Origin of the sequence: Peribacillus sp. Aquil_B1 (genome assembly GCF_022603275.1) — a bacterium.
In the GTDB taxonomy this organism is placed as follows: domain Bacteria; phylum Bacillota; class Bacilli; order Bacillales; family DSM-1321; genus Peribacillus.
The window spans coordinates 544,311-560,118 of the sequence record NZ_JAKXEE010000001.1; the positions used below are offsets into that span (position 1 = coordinate 544,311).

Consider the following 15,808-nt stretch of genomic DNA (forward strand, 5'->3'; position numbering starts at 1 on the left):
GTGGTCGAATGGCACAGCTCATAAAGATTCAGGATTATATTTCCCGGTATGAGCAGGATATTTATCGTTATCCAACACAATTTGCACGGTTGAAAAAACAGCAATGGGATAAGTTGAAGGCTGCTTATCATGCGGGCGAGCTAGATCGGTTGTATAGCGAACATACTGAAACACAAGTTAAATTCGATCCGCCTCAGGAAGAGTCAAAGGGCCTGTTAAAAAAGGTGAAAGGCATCTTCCACCGGGGTAAACAGGAGGCAGAAGCAGAAGAACTGCTAATACCGAACCAAATCGAAGATAATAATGTTTTTTCGTTAAGATTTCCGTTCCAACCGGCCAGTCTGGATGAATTAAAGCAAAATTATTTAAATCAATTGCTCCGCTTTCAAATGAAATGGGGGAGTTCGACGCTTCGTGAAAAGTCATTTGTGGACCAATCATTCTTTTTGGATGAGAGGCTCCGCTTTTTTCTGCAGCGTTTTCCGGATACGTTTCTCGTATTATATAAACCTATCTTTCTATTGAAAAATGCGCCTGTTGAAGTCGAAGTCATTTTATTGACCCCTGTTGATGCTTGGTGCATCACTTTTCTGGAAGCGGAAGAAGAAGCTGCATTCATCGGTTCGAGTGATCGGTTCTGGGTCCGCAGGCATCATAAGCATCCTGATAAAAAAGTGCTCAATCCTTTGTTGGGCGCAAATCGGATGACGAACATCGTCACCCAGTTATTTGAGCTATATGAAGTGAACATGCCGATTAAAAAGGTGATTTTATCCCGGAATGGATATGTGGATTATCCCGAAGCCCCTTATGATATTACGATATTGGATAAACGGACCTTCGCGGAATGGTTTGAAAGGATGCGGGCAATATCGTCTCCTCTTAAGGCGCAGCAGTTAAAAGGGGCGCAGGCATTGCTTGAATATTGCCAAACTACATCCAGCCTGAGACCTGAATGGGAAGCTGAAGATAACCAAACAGAAGGAAATGAGCATGCCGCACCTTAATGAAACAGTGTATTTCATTGTCAATCCAATGGCTGGAAATGAAGAGAGTTTGAAGATTTGGAAAAAAGCCGAGGAAATACTGAAATCAAAAGCTGTTCCCCATGAGGTGTTTTTTACACGGGAAAAGGGGCATGCGCTAAGATTGACGAAGAAAATTCTATCAGGGACGAATCAGGATACCCGGGTGATTGCTGTCGGGGGAGATGGCACGATTAATGAAATGATAAATGGCGCCATGGGTTTCCCTAACGCAATCATCGGCTCCCTTGCGGCTGGATCCGGCAATGATTATGTAAGGGGCATTCAAAAAACTGAGAGTATGGAAGAAGCCCTTTCTTTATTTCAGGATAATGCCTTTAATACCATTGATATTGGACAGTTCGAGACGAATGGCAAGGTGGGTTATTTCGTGAACAGCCTGGGAATGGGCATTGATGCTGAAATTTCCGATGAAGCAAACCGTTCCCCTCTGAAAAAATGGTTTAATTTTGTCAGGGCGGGTAAATTAATTTATCTGTTCATTTTTATAAAAAAGTTATTTTCTTACAAGCCCAGCTGCATGGAATTGATCATTGATGGAAAACGGCATCTTTTGAAAAAGGTATGGTTCATCGTCATTGCGAATCAGCCCTACTTTGGAGGTGGAATGAAAATTTCACCGATGTCGAAGGTGGATGATGGAAGGTTGAACGTGATTGCGGTCCATGATATTACTTTGTTGAAATTATTGACCGTCTTCATCACCGTTTTATGGGGCGGTCACCTCAACATTAAAAATGTTGATTCTTTTTCTGGTAAAATGATAAAAATGAAGAATCATGGGTCAGTAAAAATCCAGTCTGATGGAGAAATTGTTGGTAGGGACGAAGTAGCTGCAGTGGTTCTGAAAGAGAAAATGCGCGTCATGTTCAAGGGTGATATCCCATACAAAAATATGAAATGATTTATTTGTTTTTGTTTTATGCGTATAATCGTTTTATAGTACTTGACGAAGAAACCGTTTTTCAACTAAAATTTAATTTATGGCTATTGTTTAATTGCTCAATAGCTATTTTTTTATTTCTCTAAAATGAGGATGTTTTTAATTGCGGGTATCATCCCGATGCAAGTATATATGCAGCTTCGCCAGCAGGCGGATTTTTTATAAAACATGGACTCAAAGTAGTGGTAATACATACACTAGGTGAACGTACCCACATTTGTATGATTAAGCGAGGAAATCGAAGGTGAACCAGTTGGAACATTTATTAGGTCAGGAGTGGGATATATCCCCTGCTGGAGGAGCTACGGGAGAAGCCTTTATTGCCGAGAAAGAGGGACAGAAGCTCTTCCTTAAACGAAATTCATCGCCATTTTTAGCTGTTCTCTCAGCTGAGGGCATTGTTCCAAAGTTAATGTGGACAAAACGCCTGGAAAACGGGGATGTAATTACGGCCCAGCATTGGATGGAAGGCAGGGAGCTATCTCAGCAGGAAATGAACAATATAAGAGTCGCAAAGCTGCTTCAAAAAATTCATCAATCCGATCCTTTGTTAAGCATGCTCAAAAGGCTTGGGAAATCCCCTTTACGACCTGAAAGTATACTTACAGACATAGAAACCGGGTTATCTTCGGATGTTACGGATATTCCGATTATTAAGCAGGCCATCCATTTTTTACAGAATAATCTCCTGTTGATTGAATGCGATGAAAAGGTCGTTTGTCATTGTGATGTGAACCATAATAATTGGCTCATGACTGAAACCGACGGATTGTTCTTGATTGATTGGGACGGAGCGGTCATTGGCGACCCGGCCATTGACCTCGGCATACTCCTATATTCATATGTCCCAAGGGAAGAATGGAATCAATGGCTTGCCCGCTACGGCAAGAAGCTAGACGCAGGTCTGGAGATGAGGATGAAATGGCACACGGTTTCACAACTTGTGCTTTCCATCCAATGGCATCATCGCAGAAAGCGGTACGAGGAAAGAAATGAATTACTGCAAAAACTGGAAGCATTATTGATGGTTGGCTGATCAGAATTGATCTATATCATCCACCCACTGGGACAAGTCGTTCTGGTGGGTTGAAATATGTGCATCTAAATCGGCGGTGCCGATGCCAGTCTGGCTGTATTCGTAAATCTCCGTCAGTATCGTTTTCACATTGCTGTCAATATCCATATTGACCATTAAGGATTTGACGAGCCTTTCAACCTGTTCACATTCAGAAACGGATCCGCAGCAGTCTGATTGATGATTGGTCAATATATCTTTCAATAGTGACATTTGATGTTCATGGGAAAGCGGCATATAATACCACTCCTTTCTTAAATATGGATTCAAGGGATTCTCAGGTGGTTCTTGCCTGCCCTTCACTTATTTATGGTGTGTTTTGCGATAAGTTTTATACATGAAAACTACAGAGACTGTCGCCTGGATGGCCGGCAGTTTTTTTATTTGTTAAGTCGGTGCATGCAGGCTGTTTCCTGAAAAAATCAACTTGCAGGGATCCATCCACTCGTGGTATGGTTTGAACGATTATATTATAAATAGGGGTGTCATCATGCGTTTAAGAAATAAACCTTGGGCTGAAGACCGTTTGAATGATTTTCCACAATATGTAATTCATCAGCCAGTGAGCCATAAAGGTAAATGGCATGAAGTTTTCGGTAACGATAATCCGTTATATATTGAAGTGGGTACGGGCAAAGGCCGATTCATCACAGAAATGGCAAAAGCCCATCCTGATGTGAATTTCATTGGAATTGAAGTATATGGAAGCGTCATTGTAGCTGCATTGGACTTGCTGATTGAAGCGGATGTTCCAAATTTAAAGCTGTTGAATGTTGACGCAGCGAACTTGGGGGACTATTTTGCAAAAGGTGACGTGGATCGCGTTTACTTGAATTTCTCTGATCCGTGGCCGAAATCACGTCATGCAAAACGTCGGTTAACGTATAAGACCTTCCTCGAAGTATATGAAGGCATCCTGCCAGACAAAGGCGAGATCCACTTCAAGACGGATAACCAAGGGTTATTCGAATCTTCCTTGAAGAGTATTTCCGAATACGGCATGCTCTTGAAATATGTAAGCCTTGATCTGCATAACAGCAATTTTGAAGGTAATATCATGACTGAATATGAAGAAAAGTTCTCGAGTAAAGGCAACCGGATATACCGATTGGAAGCAATGTTCCAATAATCATCGATTAAAAACCAGGTGCACAGCATCTGGTTTTTTTCCTTGTTAAGGCGGTGTACTTCATTCAGAAGGGTGACTTGATTGTTATCGATTTCAATATATGGAAGTGGGTGTTAAACTAAAGGAAGAGGAGGGGTATAATGGAAAAGATGCAAATAGGGGAAATTAAATTAACATGGTTGAATGGCGGTGTGACTCACTTGGATGGCGGTGCAATGTTCGGTGTTGTACCGAAACCGCTTTGGGCCAAGAAGTATCCTGTTAACGAAAATAACCAAATCGAACTACGAACGGATCCGATTTTGGTGCAGGCTAATGGATTGAACATGCTTATAGATTCCGGTATTGGCAATGGAAAGCTGAATGACAAGCAGAAACGGAATTTTGGGGTGACGGAGGAATCCAATCTTGTCGAAGATCTTAGCAGACTTGGGCTTCAGCCAAATGATATCGATTACATTTTAATGACCCATCTACATTTCGACCATGCCTGCGGGTTGACGAAACGTGAAGGTGAAACGTGGGTGCCTGTTTTTGAACGTGCAGAAATCATTACGACCCAAACTGAATGGGATGAAATGAAAAACCCGAATATTCGTTCAAAAAGTACATATTGGGCAGAAAACTGGGAGGCTGTCGCTTCTTTTGTACGTCCTTTTGAAGGTGAGCTGGAAATTACGGACGGGATTAAAATGATCCATACTGGCGGACATAGTGATGGACATGCGATCATCATCATTGAGGATGGCGGGGATAGATTGATTCACATGGCAGATATCATGCCGACGCACGCCCATGCGAATGTCCTCTGGGTCCTCGCATATGATGATTATCCCATGACTTCCATCGAAGCGAAGGAAAAGTGGATGAAATCCGGACTGGAAAATGGGTCTTGGTACAGCTTTTACCATGATGCCCAATACTGTGCCATCAAATGGGATGAAACGGGTAAGGAGATAATAGACGAATTGAAACGGAAGCGGTAAGCGAGAGAAAAGGAGGACGTCATTATGACGGCCCTCCTTTTATGTTTCAATCATTTTGCGCATTAAGCTCCAATATCGTTCCTGTTGAGGCATCTGCAACAAATTCGAATTGCTCGCGTTTACCCTCCGTGTTTCTGGTGATCCCGCCTTTGTACACTTCATAGTCCAAATCATTTTTTGTATAGTTCTCCGGCTTCATCAAGATCCATGAGCCATATATATTTCCATCTTTTTTGACTGTTTCCTTCACTTGGGCCAAGACTTTATCGGGAGAAGGTTTACTTGATTGATCCAATAGTTGTTTTGTCGCATAGCCCGCAGCAAACCCGGCTGCAGTACCCAGTAAAAACGTTTTCCAATTCATTGATTTCTCCTCCATTGCATTTTTTAAAATCACTTCTTTCAGTATACAGAAGAACGCTTTATTTGACTAATAATTTGAAATTTTACCCATTAACTGATAAATTAGAACTTTCTAGTGTAACACGATGCTAAGTTCTGTAAAATAGTAAGAAACAATACATAGGTTAGGGGTAGAAAAATGAATCATGAGACTTTGGAGCTTTTTAAAACATTGACGGAATTACCGGGAGCCTCGGGAAATGAACATGCAGTTCGGAGTTTCATGAAAAGTGAGCTGACAAAGTATTCGGATGAAATTGTCCAGGATCGCCTTGGCGGAATATTTGGCGTAAAAAGAGGCAATGAAGATGGGCCGACTGTACTAGTTGCCGGCCACATGGATGAAGTGGGATTCATGGTCACCTCCGTAACGGAAAATGGAATGATTCGCTTTCAGACCCTAGGAGGCTGGTGGAGTCAAGTGCTTTTGGCCCAAAGAGTCGAAATCATAACCGATAACGGTCCGGTCATTGGTGTCATCGGTTCGATTCCGCCTCATTTGCTTGATGAGTCGCAACGCTCAAAACCAATGGATATCAAAAATATGCTGATTGATATCGGGGCGGATGATAAGGAAGATGTTAAGAGAATCGGTATTAAGCCAGGTCAGCAGATTGTACCGATTTGTCCATTCACGCCGATGGCCAATGAGAAGAAAATCCTCGCAAAAGCGTGGGATAATCGTTATGGCTGCGGACTTGCGATTGAATTGTTAAAGGATTTAAAAGGTGAAACGTTACCGAATGTCTTATATTCCGGGGCAACCGTCCAGGAGGAAGTCGGATTACGGGGTGCGCAAACTGCAGCTCATATGATCAAACCGGATCTTTTCTTCGCTTTGGATGCAAGTCCGGCGAACGATATGTCCGGCAGTAAAAATGAATTTGGTCAGCTGGGAAAAGGGGCATTGCTCCGCATTTTTGATCGTTCGATGGTCACTCATCGCGGCATGAGGGAATTCATCCTTGATACGGCCGAGTCGAATGAGATTCCGTATCAATATTTCGTTTCCCAAGGCGGCACGGATGCAGGGCAAGTCCATATTGCAAACGAAGGCATTCCAAGCGGGGTGATTGGCATTTGTTCCCGCTATATTCATACACATGCATCCATGATTCATATTGATGATTATGCCGCTGCACGTGAGCTGATTGGGAAATTGGTTCGTTCCTGTGATAAAACGACATTCGAGACCTTGATTAATAACGGTTGATGGTAGAAGCTGAAATGGAAAGAGATGCTGTCATGTATCCTTTTCCATCAGCTTTTTTTACATAGAAGGAAGGTAATAATATTGAAAATAGCAGTAGGCAGTAAAAACCCGGCGAAAGTTAGTGCCGTGCTTGGTGTATATGAAGATGCAGAAATCATTTCGCTTCAAGTGGAGAGCGGGGTCCCGGAACAGCCTTTTTCAGACGAGGAAACGATGGAGGGGGCAATGACACGTGCCAGGAACTGCTTGATTCACAGTGATGCCGAAATGGGCATCGGGCTTGAAGGCGGTGTCGTGAAAATGAAACAATCCCTGTTTTTGTGTAATTGGGGTGCAATGGCAACAAGGGACGGTGAGGTCTTAGTAGCTGCCGGAGCGAGAATCCCAGTTCCGGGAATTGTTGCTGAGAAGCTGCTGGACGGTGAAGAGTTGGGCCCGGTGATGGACGCCTTCACAAGGCAAGAGAATATTAGCAAAAAGGAAGGAGCGATCGGCGTATTTACAAATGAGCGAATCACCAGGGAGGAAATGTTCCTTCATATCATGAGGATGCTTGCCGGTCAACACGAGTATAAGCTGAAAATGAAAAAGCAGGATTTTTGAATCACTGTCATGGAAAAGCGGGTTTCGAATGATGGAAACGAATACTGCCAAAACAGAGCAGGAACGGACAGGATTTTATTGAGCGGCCTTGCTAGTATAGTGACAAGGGGGGAACGAAATGGGGTGGGTTGAATCAATCCAAAAGGCCATCGAATATATCGAGGAGCACTTATTGGAGGACCTGACAATCGAGAGCATTTCCAGGCAGGCGAATGCCTCGGCACTTCATTTTCAACGGACATTCACCATTTTAACGGATATAACCATTGGTGACTATATCCGTCGTCGAAGACTGACCTTAGCTGCCCAGGAGATTTCATCAACAAATGGCAAGGTCATTGATTTAGCCTACAAGTATGGCTATGACACCCCCGAGGCATTCTCGAAAGCTTTTCGAAGGCAGCATGGGGTATCTCCAAGCGAAGCCCGAAAGTATATGGGGAAGCTGAAATTCTATGAACGCCTGGTGATACAGGTAATTCTGAAAGGGGCAAAACCGATGAAATACAATATCCTTGAAAGGGATTCCTTTCAATTGATTGGAATCAAGCAGGAGTTTTCCTTGGTTAATGAAGAGAATTTGATCGGGATTCCAAAGTTGTGGGAGAAAGTGAATTCGGATGGAACAAGTGATAGGTTAGCGAAATTGAACAATGGCGAAATAGATGGCTTGATTGGTGTATGTGTCGATAAGCGGGCGGTGGAAAAAAATGAAACGATGGATTATTGGATAGGTGCAGAGTATTCCGGGAAAGTGCCTGAAGAGTTTTCAACCCTTACGTTACCGGCTTCCAAGTGGGTAGCATTCGAAGTTCACGGACCTATGCCTGATAGCATCCAACAAGCTTGGAAACGAATCTTTTCCGAATGGTTCCCTACCAGCGGTTATGAACATGCCGGAACTCCAGAATTGGAAGTGTACGCGAATGACGACGCTTCAAACCCTGACTATTACTCCGAAATTTGGATTCCCATTAAAAAGGGATAAGGTAAAATATTCGTTTTTCGCTTGCAGGGGAGGCCCTGCAAGCTTTTTATTCGTTTCTTTAAAATGATCAGTCCTCCATACTTGAGCTGGACAGTTAAGGGACAATAGGATTTACAGCCCTTCTTCAAAAATATAAGAAAGAACCTTCATGGCTTGGTTAACGGATTCTACCGTGACACTCGCCTTTTCCGATAATTCCTTTAAGGCATGATGATGGGATTCCGGACGAATCAAAATAAGCGGTTTACCCAGGGAAATGGCGGTGCTTGCGTCCATGGCAGTATTCCACTGTTTATATTTCTCGCCAAACAGAGCGACGACAAGATCAGCTTTTTTCATCAAAAGACCTGTTCGCAAATTATTGATTTGGGAAGCGGCCGCATCCTTCAGGATGGGATTCGGCTGTTCCCCGAGGATATCTTCACCGATATTATCGGAGCGTTCATGATTTTCCATCGGTCCTACAAATTCTAAAGGAAGCTTTAGTGCAGCGGCCTTATCTCTCAGCTCACTTCTCCAATTTGAATGGATCTCCCCAGCAAGATACACGATTAACTTCATTGTTTTCCTCCTCGATAATAAAATTGCTTTCATTGTACCATGTTTTTTAGAAAATGGATGAATTCCGTAAATAAGGATAATATTATCCATAAGGTAGTAAAAGAGACGGCTGGAGGAATGACGATGGCTTTATCCAATAAGAATTTTCTTGTTTTCCTGTTGATAAGCAGTTTGATCGTGGGCTGCTCAGGTATCGAGAGACAAACCGAAAAGGCAATGAAGGCTGCTGAAGTGGCTTTTCGTGACGATGAAAAACAGCCCAATCAAGAGGCTGGGCTAATTCAGGTCTATCTGCCAAAGGATTTTAAAGTAGTGGAAGAACATGATAATAATTTGATTTTACAAAAAGATGATAAGATTTATATATTATTTGTCAATCCAAATGAAAAAGAAGACAGCTCCGTGTTATATTTGGCGATAAAGGAACAAGATGATCAAAATGTAATGCTGCATTCTTTTCAGACTGATGATAAATTCGGCTTTATCTCGATCAAAGAGATACCGAAAGAAAAGTATGAGCTTGCGGTGGGGATCGGCGGGGTGAAGCTGACAACCGAAACGGATAAAGACCAATTAAAAACCGATGCAAAACAAATGATGGAAATCGTTTCATCCGTGCCTCAGAAATAAGCGGACCCTTGCCTTTCAACCGATCCGTATTAATGGTTGATTTCTGGAGAGTCTGGTATGATGGGATTATAAAAACTAAGGTGTTATTTAGAGCAGGAGGAATATACAAATGGAAAATTTACAAACCGTTGAGCAATATGATGCATTGAAAAATGAAGGCAAACATATCTTTCTTTTTTCAGCAACATGGTGTGGGGATTGCCGTGTCATCGAACCGATAATGCCGGAGATTGAAACGAAATTTCCAGACTTTACATTCATTCATGTGGACCGTGATGAATTCATCGATGTGTGTGCGGCTCATGATGTATTCGGTATACCAAGTTTCATCGCGTATGAGAATGGTAAAGAGCTAGGCAGATTCGTGAGCAAGGATCGCAAAACGCAAGAACAAATTGAGGAATTCATTCAATCATTATAATCAAAATCCCCTTCTCGCTGGGGATTTTTCAATGAAGAGGAGGGTCAGTCATGAAAATGGACAGCACGAAGCTGAAAAATATTCTGAAGGAACGTTTAAAAGATGAAAATCGCACATTCAAATTCGATAGCAAGCAAGATACGTTACGGGTGGAAAATGTGAAGACCGGAAAGGGTATCACCATCGAGCTGCCTCCTGTACTTGCTAACTATGAAAACGTACAGGAAAAGGCCATCGATGAAATTATCTATTACGTGGAAGAGGCCCTGAATGTGATGGGGGGAGAACACAGCATGGAAGGCAAGGAGAAATTCATTTTCCCAGTCATCCGCTCGACCTCCTTTCCAATGGAATCGGAAGAAGGAAATCCATTTTTATTCGATGAGCATACGGCTGAAACCCGGGTTTTTTATGCCCTTGATTTAGGAAAAACCTACCGTCTTATAGATGAAAAGATGATTCAACGGGAAAATTGGCAGGGTGACAGGATCCGTGAAATTGCCCTTTTCAATGCCCGTTCCCTCTCCACTGAAATGAAGTCGGATATCGTTGCAGGTAATGCATTTTATTTTTTGAACACGAATGATGGATATGATGCCAGCAGGATCCTGAATGAATCATGGCTTCGGGAAATGAAGGACAAGATCGAGGGAACCATGGCTGTGGCCATTCCCCATCAGGACGTCATCATCATTGCCGATGTGAAGAATGATACGGGCTATGACATTCTTGCGCAAATGGCGATGAGCTTCTTTGCCAGCGGTCATGTTCCAATAACGGCTCTATCATTTCTTTACGAAGAAAATGAGTTGGAGCCCATCTTCATCATGGGTAAAAACAAAAAGCGTGAACAATAATATATTGAATACATAAGGACCGTGTCAGCATCTGGCAGCGGTCCTTTTAAAGTTTAATAGAGTTTATTACACTTAGAGTTGATATTTATTTTTTAATCGGTGATAATATAATTGTAGTATTTTGAAAATATGGAATAAAACAATAGAATGAGCAAATGAACGTTGTGGGAGTGTGCAAAGCTTTGAGCCACCAAAGGAGCAAGTTCCAAAAATATACCTTGGAGCAAATCTCTCAGGTAAATGGAACCGCAGCTGGACGTAACTCTGGAGAGCGCGCAGGAAGAGTGCCACCAACGGGGAAATCTCCATGACCGAAATGGAGGCAAACACTCAGGTAAAAGGACAGAGAAGGAAGCGGTAAGTTTACGCAATCTTCTCTGCCCTTTTTATTTGGCACTTTGTATAAGAAGGTTTGCAGCGAACATGGAACTTACTAATATGCTCAACTTGAAATAAGGGGGAGAATGATCGTGAACGTGAAAAGCAAATTAATGAACATGCTGGAAGCCCGTAAAGGGGAAATGGTTCAAATCCGCCGTCATTTACACGAGAATCCGGAACTATCCTTCAAAGAAGAGAAAACGGCACAATATATCATTGATTTTTATAAGGGAAAGGATGTGTCGATTCAAACGAATGTAGGAAATGGATTAGGGATCATCGTAACAATCGAAGGCGGAAAACCTGGGAAAACGATAGGTCTCCGTGCAGATTTCGATGCATTGCCGATTACAGAAGAAGCGGAAGTTCCGTTCCGTTCAAAAAATGAAGGTGTCATGCATGCCTGCGGACACGATGGTCATACCGCTTACTTATTGGTTCTGGCAGACTGCATCAATGAGCTTAAAGCTTCCCTATCCGGTACGATCAAAATAATTCACCAACATGCAGAAGAGACGCCCCCAGGTGGAGCAAAAAGCATGATGGAATCAGGGTTTTTGGATGAACTGGATGCCGTTTTTGGAATCCACTTATTTCCGTCCCATCCAGCAGGAGTTGTCGGATATCACGGCGGCTATTCGATGGCTGGACGGACCTATTTCAAGCTAGCGATAAAGGGTGTAGGCGGCCATGGTTCGTCCCCGCATATGGCTAATGATGCCATTGTGGCAGGCGCCCACTTCGTGACAGCCGTACAAACTGTAATCAGCCGCCGTTTGAACCCTTTTGATATGGGCGTGGTCACAATCGGCTCCTTCGATGGAAAAGGAAGCTTTAATGTCATTAAAGATCGTATAGAAATTGAAGGGGATGTCCGTTATATGACATCAGAGACTCAACAGCTGATCGATAAGGAAATCCACCGCATCGTCAAAGGGATAGAAACGGAATTTGATGTTCAGTGCGAGCTAACATATGTGCCTGATTATCCTCCGTTATATAATGACCCTGAACTGACTGGATTCGTGAAAAATAGTCTGGAAAGCATGAATGACAAAGACATTAAAAATGTCTTGGAATTTCCGGTTTTCTCAGGTTCAGAGGATTTTTCGTATTATGCCGAAAAGATTCCTGGCTGCTTCTTTTACATTGGCTGTAAACCGAAAGGGGTGGAGAAGGCATATTTCAATCACCATCCTAAATTCGACATTGATGAAGATGCCCTTTTGATCGCATCCAAATCAGTGGCCCAGGTTGTATGCAATTTTTATGAATGGGAATAGTCCCATTGGTATATTTGTTTGCAAAAAAATGCAGAAACCCACAAAACACCGTTCGGTATTAACGAACGGTGTTTTATGGGTTTCAGGATGCCACCGGAGGTTTCGTGAAGGATGCTTCAATGAATTGACCAGTCTGCTTCTTGCGCTGCATGAAAACTTAATCTCTTTGTAAACGCGATTTAACAGCGATGTTTTATTTAAATAGTAGACTAGGGGCTAATGTTATTTCGCGATGGGGAGGTTTAAACTCATTTCAGAAGGGGTTTAATAGGGTAGGAGTTCTGCGAAATACGTTAAGTTAGTAAGAGTGCGATAAAAAAATAGATACTAATCCCAATTTAGCTTAAATTTTCTCGATATTTTTAAAATAACTGGTAGAATTAGTTACATAACTACAGATGTAGAAAGAGTGATAGTTTTGAAATGGCTAAATAAGATGAAAAAATGGTTCCAAGCAGAGGAAATTATCGAAATCGAAGAAATTATTATAGATGAACCGCTTGATGAAGAGACATTAAGGAAAATGGATTTTTCAAAGCTTTCGAAGTCAAAGGAAGAAGAAATAAAGGTTTACAATCAAAAAGTGGAAAAGATGTCGCAGACGCAGACGCCAGACCCGGATACGAAAATCCTGTTTCAATATCCAAAAGGACAGTTCAAATTTCCGCTCATTCCAGACCGTGAACAGAACAAAAGAAAACCTCGGGAAAGAAACAGGGAAGATCATGAACCTAAACAGGGGAAAGCGGCCAAAGAAACGAGAAGGCCGGTGAGGGATCCTGAACCAAAACGGAGAAACTTTGAACGGGAGGAAGTCTCAAAAATAGTCCCTTCAAATACTCCATTCCGCCCGACGGAGATCCCTTCACCCATTTATGGGTTCCGTCGCCCGGAAAAAAAAATAGTCGCTTCTGAAGAAATTGTCGAATATGAACTGGAAAGCAAAATGCCTATCCTTAAAAAAGAAGAACCCGATATCGGGACTCCAGTATCGATTCCTGAAATCCCAAAAGAAGTGTCACATGAGGAATTGACGACAGAACCATCCATACTTATACCGGAACTAGCGGAAGAAAAACGGGAAGATTCGGAGATACCCGCTTTCTTTCGCAGGAATTCCATTGAGACAGTGCCAGAACAAGCAGTAATCGAGCCTAACATAACGGAGCCTGCGGTGGAAAAAGAAGCTATTGGACAGGACGAAGTCGATTTTGGACGCGAAGTCGCTGTATCCATCATGGAACAGACGGACGACACACTGCCTGAAGCGATATCGGTTCCTGGGGAGGTTGCTGTACAATCCAATCAACCATCCGTTAGTCAAGGGACAATGCCTGAAGACCCATCTGAGGCAATTTCTGAAGTGCAGCACAAACGTCCGAAAAAACATATCCCATTTAATGTGATGATGCTTAAGCAAGACCGGGAAAAAAATGTTTTCATGAATAAAATGATGTCGGAAAAAAAAAGCCTTAATTCGGAAAGGGCAGTAGTTTCACCTGATAAGCGGCCAATGGATGATGCTGCCCAAATGGAGGCGGGACAAGCGAAACCATCCGCGATTCCTGAACGGAAACCGGAGGAAGGCAGAGATATGCCGAAAGAGCAGACTCCGGCCATTTCACCATCCTTTTTGGACAATAAGGTTGGTTCCGAAACCGTCGCCGTGCCTGATAATACAGTCGAATCCAACATCGGTTCCAACCTTAAGCCGCTATTGGAACAGGAATCCCCCATTTCTGGAACCGGGTATCAAGAAGCAGTTTATACAGAGGCAGCGGCAGAAAGCAGTAAGGGCGAAAACCCGGCAGTTTTTGGCTCCGTGGAAGCGGATGAAAATGAAAATCCATACTATGTGTTTCCGAATATCGAATTGCTGACACCTCCCACTTATGCTGTTCATGATGATGTGTGGCTCGAGGAACAGACTTTATTACTTGATGAGACATTGAAAAATTTCAATGTCCGTGCAAAGGTCGTCAATGTCACTCAAGGACCGGCAGTAACTCGTTTCGAGGTGCATCCGGAACCGGGAGTGAAGGTGAATAAAGTGACGAACCTGATGGATGATATCAAATTAAGCCTTGCTGCTCAGGATATGCGGATGGAAGCGCCTATTCCGGGTAAACATACAATTGGCATCGAGATTCCGAATAGGAAAAGCAAACCGGTATTTTTGCGGGAGGTTTTGGAAAGTACTGAGTTTCAAGAACATGAATCACCGCTTGCTGTGGCTTTGGGACTCGATATATCCGGTCAGCCGATCATCACGGATTTGAGAAAAATGCCGCATGGATTGATAGCCGGGCAAACGGGATCGGGGAAAAGTGTCTGTATCAACACCATGCTGGTAAGCTTGCTTTATAAAGCGACGCCGCAGGAGTTGAAATTGCTGTTGATCGATCCGAAAATGGTCGAGCTCGCCCCATATAACCGGATCCCGCATTTGGTCAGTCCAGTCATAACCGATGTAAAAGCCGCTACGGCTGCGTTGAAGTGGGCTGTAGAGGAGATGGAACGGCGTTATGAATTGTTTGTACATGCCGGTGTCCGTGATATCACCCGCTTTAATGACCAAGCGGAAAAAGCCGGTCAATATTCAAGCAAACTGCCTTATATCCTGGTGATCATCGATGAGCTTGCGGATTTAATGATGATGTCCCCGGCTGATGTAGAGGAAGCGATTTGCCGGATTGCCCAAAAGGCCCGTGCCTGCGGCATCCATTTGATTGTAGCCACTCAAAGACCTTCAGTCGATGTCATAACTGGATTGATCAAGGCAAATATCCCGACAAGGATCGCTTTTTCCGTTTCTTCACAAGTCGACTCCCGTACGATCATCGATAGCGGCGGTGCAGAAAAATTATTGGGAAGAGGAGATATGTTATTCGCTGAAAACGGCTCTTCAAAAACGGTGCGCCTACAAGGGACTTTTGTGAGTGATGAAGAAATCGACCAAGTCGTCAACCATGTTAAACTGGAGCAGCAGCCAAAATACCTGTTCGAGCAGGAAGACTTGCTGAACAGGGCCCAGGTCACGGAAGAAGCGGATGAACTTTTTTTCGAGGCCTGTGAATTTGTCGTGAGCCAGCAGGCTGCATCTGCATCTAGTGTCCAAAGGCGCTTCCGTGTCGGTTATAACCGTGCAGCACGCCTAATAGAAATGATGGAGCAACATGGAGTAGTTTCCGAATCCAGGGGCTCAAGGCCCAGGGATGTATTGATTACGGAAGAAGAACTGGAATTTTTACATGTTAATTAAGAGAACCTAATAAAAGGAAATTGTATAT

The 15,808-nt window shown here is 43.1% G+C and carries 16 protein-coding genes and 1 riboswitch; of the genes, 13 read left to right on the forward strand and 3 right to left on the reverse strand.

Annotated elements, in window-relative coordinates:
• Nucleotides 1–8 precede the first annotated feature (8 nt).
• The 3 genes from MPH60_RS02740 to MPH60_RS02750 all read left to right on the forward strand — a co-directional run bounded on the left by MPH60_RS02740 (nucleotide 9) and on the right by MPH60_RS02750 (nucleotide 3,025).
• A complete protein-coding gene (locus MPH60_RS02740; RefSeq protein ID WP_241592571.1) occupies nucleotides 9–1,007 on the forward strand; it encodes an NERD domain-containing protein in 999 nt (332 codons plus the stop codon).
• Entirely contained in the window at nucleotides 994–1,950 is a 957-nt protein-coding gene (locus tag MPH60_RS02745; RefSeq protein WP_241592569.1) for a diacylglycerol/lipid kinase family protein, read from the forward strand. The genes MPH60_RS02740 and MPH60_RS02745 overlap by 14 nt, the downstream gene beginning before the upstream one ends.
• Before the next feature lie 292 nt (nucleotides 1,951–2,242).
• Entirely contained in the window at nucleotides 2,243–3,025 is a 783-nt protein-coding gene (locus MPH60_RS02750; protein ID WP_063232868.1) for a phosphotransferase family protein, read from the forward strand.
• Here MPH60_RS02750 and MPH60_RS02755 read toward each other — a convergent pair whose 3' ends face one another.
• On the reverse strand, nucleotides 3,026–3,301 hold the full coding sequence (locus MPH60_RS02755) for a YtzH-like family protein (protein WP_241592567.1): 276 nt from the start codon (nucleotides 3,299–3,301) through the stop codon (nucleotides 3,026–3,028). It abuts the gene before it with no gap.
• A gap of 253 nt (nucleotides 3,302–3,554) precedes the next feature.
• On the opposite strand from MPH60_RS02755, the gene trmB reads away from it, so the two are divergent.
• Together trmB and MPH60_RS02765 are read left to right on the forward strand one after the other, a co-directional pair.
• Nucleotides 3,555–4,193 (forward strand): tRNA (guanosine(46)-N7)-methyltransferase TrmB, encoded by a 639-nt coding sequence (gene trmB / locus MPH60_RS02760; RefSeq protein WP_241592565.1) that lies wholly within the window; start codon nucleotides 3,555–3,557, stop codon nucleotides 4,191–4,193.
• Between the two features lie 140 nt (nucleotides 4,194–4,333).
• Nucleotides 4,334–5,179, forward strand: a complete 846-nt coding sequence (locus MPH60_RS02765) for a YtnP family quorum-quenching lactonase (protein ID WP_241592563.1) — start codon at nucleotides 4,334–4,336, stop codon at nucleotides 5,177–5,179.
• Nucleotides 5,180–5,225: 46 nt separating this feature from the next.
• Here MPH60_RS02765 and MPH60_RS02770 read toward each other — a convergent pair whose 3' ends face one another.
• Complete coding sequence (locus tag MPH60_RS02770) at nucleotides 5,226–5,543, reverse strand: PepSY domain-containing protein (RefSeq protein ID WP_076364628.1); 318 nt, start codon at nucleotides 5,541–5,543, stop codon at nucleotides 5,226–5,228.
• Nucleotides 5,544–5,720: 177 nt separating this feature from the next.
• Here MPH60_RS02770 and MPH60_RS02775 point away from each other — a divergent pair, with 177 nt between their 5' ends.
• The 3 genes from MPH60_RS02775 (at nucleotide 5,721) to MPH60_RS02785 (ending at nucleotide 8,385) form a co-directional block, all read left to right on the forward strand.
• Nucleotides 5,721–6,794 carry a M42 family metallopeptidase gene (locus tag MPH60_RS02775; RefSeq protein ID WP_241592561.1) on the forward strand — a complete coding sequence of 358 codons (1,074 nt, stop codon included), beginning with the start codon at nucleotides 5,721–5,723 and terminating at the stop codon, nucleotides 6,792–6,794.
• 81 nt (nucleotides 6,795–6,875) lie between these two features.
• A complete protein-coding gene (locus MPH60_RS02780; RefSeq protein WP_241592559.1) occupies nucleotides 6,876–7,397 on the forward strand; it encodes a DUF84 family protein in 522 nt (173 codons plus the stop codon).
• A gap of 118 nt (nucleotides 7,398–7,515) precedes the next feature.
• Complete coding sequence (locus tag MPH60_RS02785; protein ID WP_241592557.1) at nucleotides 7,516–8,385, forward strand: AraC family transcriptional regulator; 870 nt, start codon at nucleotides 7,516–7,518, stop codon at nucleotides 8,383–8,385.
• Between the two features lie 111 nt (nucleotides 8,386–8,496).
• Here MPH60_RS02785 and MPH60_RS02790 read toward each other — a convergent pair whose 3' ends face one another.
• Nucleotides 8,497–8,946, reverse strand: coding sequence for a YtoQ family protein (locus MPH60_RS02790; RefSeq protein WP_241592555.1), 450 nt, complete (start codon nucleotides 8,944–8,946; stop codon nucleotides 8,497–8,499).
• A 123-nt stretch (nucleotides 8,947–9,069) separates the two neighbouring features.
• Between MPH60_RS02790 and MPH60_RS02795 the strand changes: the two genes are divergently transcribed.
• From MPH60_RS02795 to MPH60_RS02815, 5 genes are all read left to right on the forward strand, one after another.
• A complete protein-coding gene (locus tag MPH60_RS02795; protein ID WP_241592553.1) occupies nucleotides 9,070–9,576 on the forward strand; it encodes a hypothetical protein in 507 nt (168 codons plus the stop codon).
• Nucleotides 9,577–9,685: 109 nt separating this feature from the next.
• On the forward strand, nucleotides 9,686–9,997 hold the full coding sequence (locus MPH60_RS02800; protein WP_241592551.1) for a thioredoxin family protein: 312 nt from the start codon (nucleotides 9,686–9,688) through the stop codon (nucleotides 9,995–9,997).
• Nucleotides 9,998–10,047: 50 nt separating this feature from the next.
• A complete protein-coding gene (locus MPH60_RS02805; protein WP_241592549.1) occupies nucleotides 10,048–10,854 on the forward strand; it encodes a DUF1444 domain-containing protein in 807 nt (268 codons plus the stop codon).
• Between the two features lie 254 nt (nucleotides 10,855–11,108).
• Nucleotides 11,109–11,210: riboswitch (glycine riboswitch) on the forward strand.
• 120 nt (nucleotides 11,211–11,330) lie between these two features.
• Complete coding sequence (locus MPH60_RS02810; protein WP_241592658.1) at nucleotides 11,331–12,518, forward strand: amidohydrolase; 1,188 nt, start codon at nucleotides 11,331–11,333, stop codon at nucleotides 12,516–12,518.
• Between the two features lie 418 nt (nucleotides 12,519–12,936).
• Nucleotides 12,937–15,780, forward strand: coding sequence for a DNA translocase FtsK (locus MPH60_RS02815; protein ID WP_405389240.1), 2,844 nt, complete (start codon nucleotides 12,937–12,939; stop codon nucleotides 15,778–15,780).
• The last annotated feature ends 28 nt before the right edge of the window (nucleotides 15,781–15,808 follow it).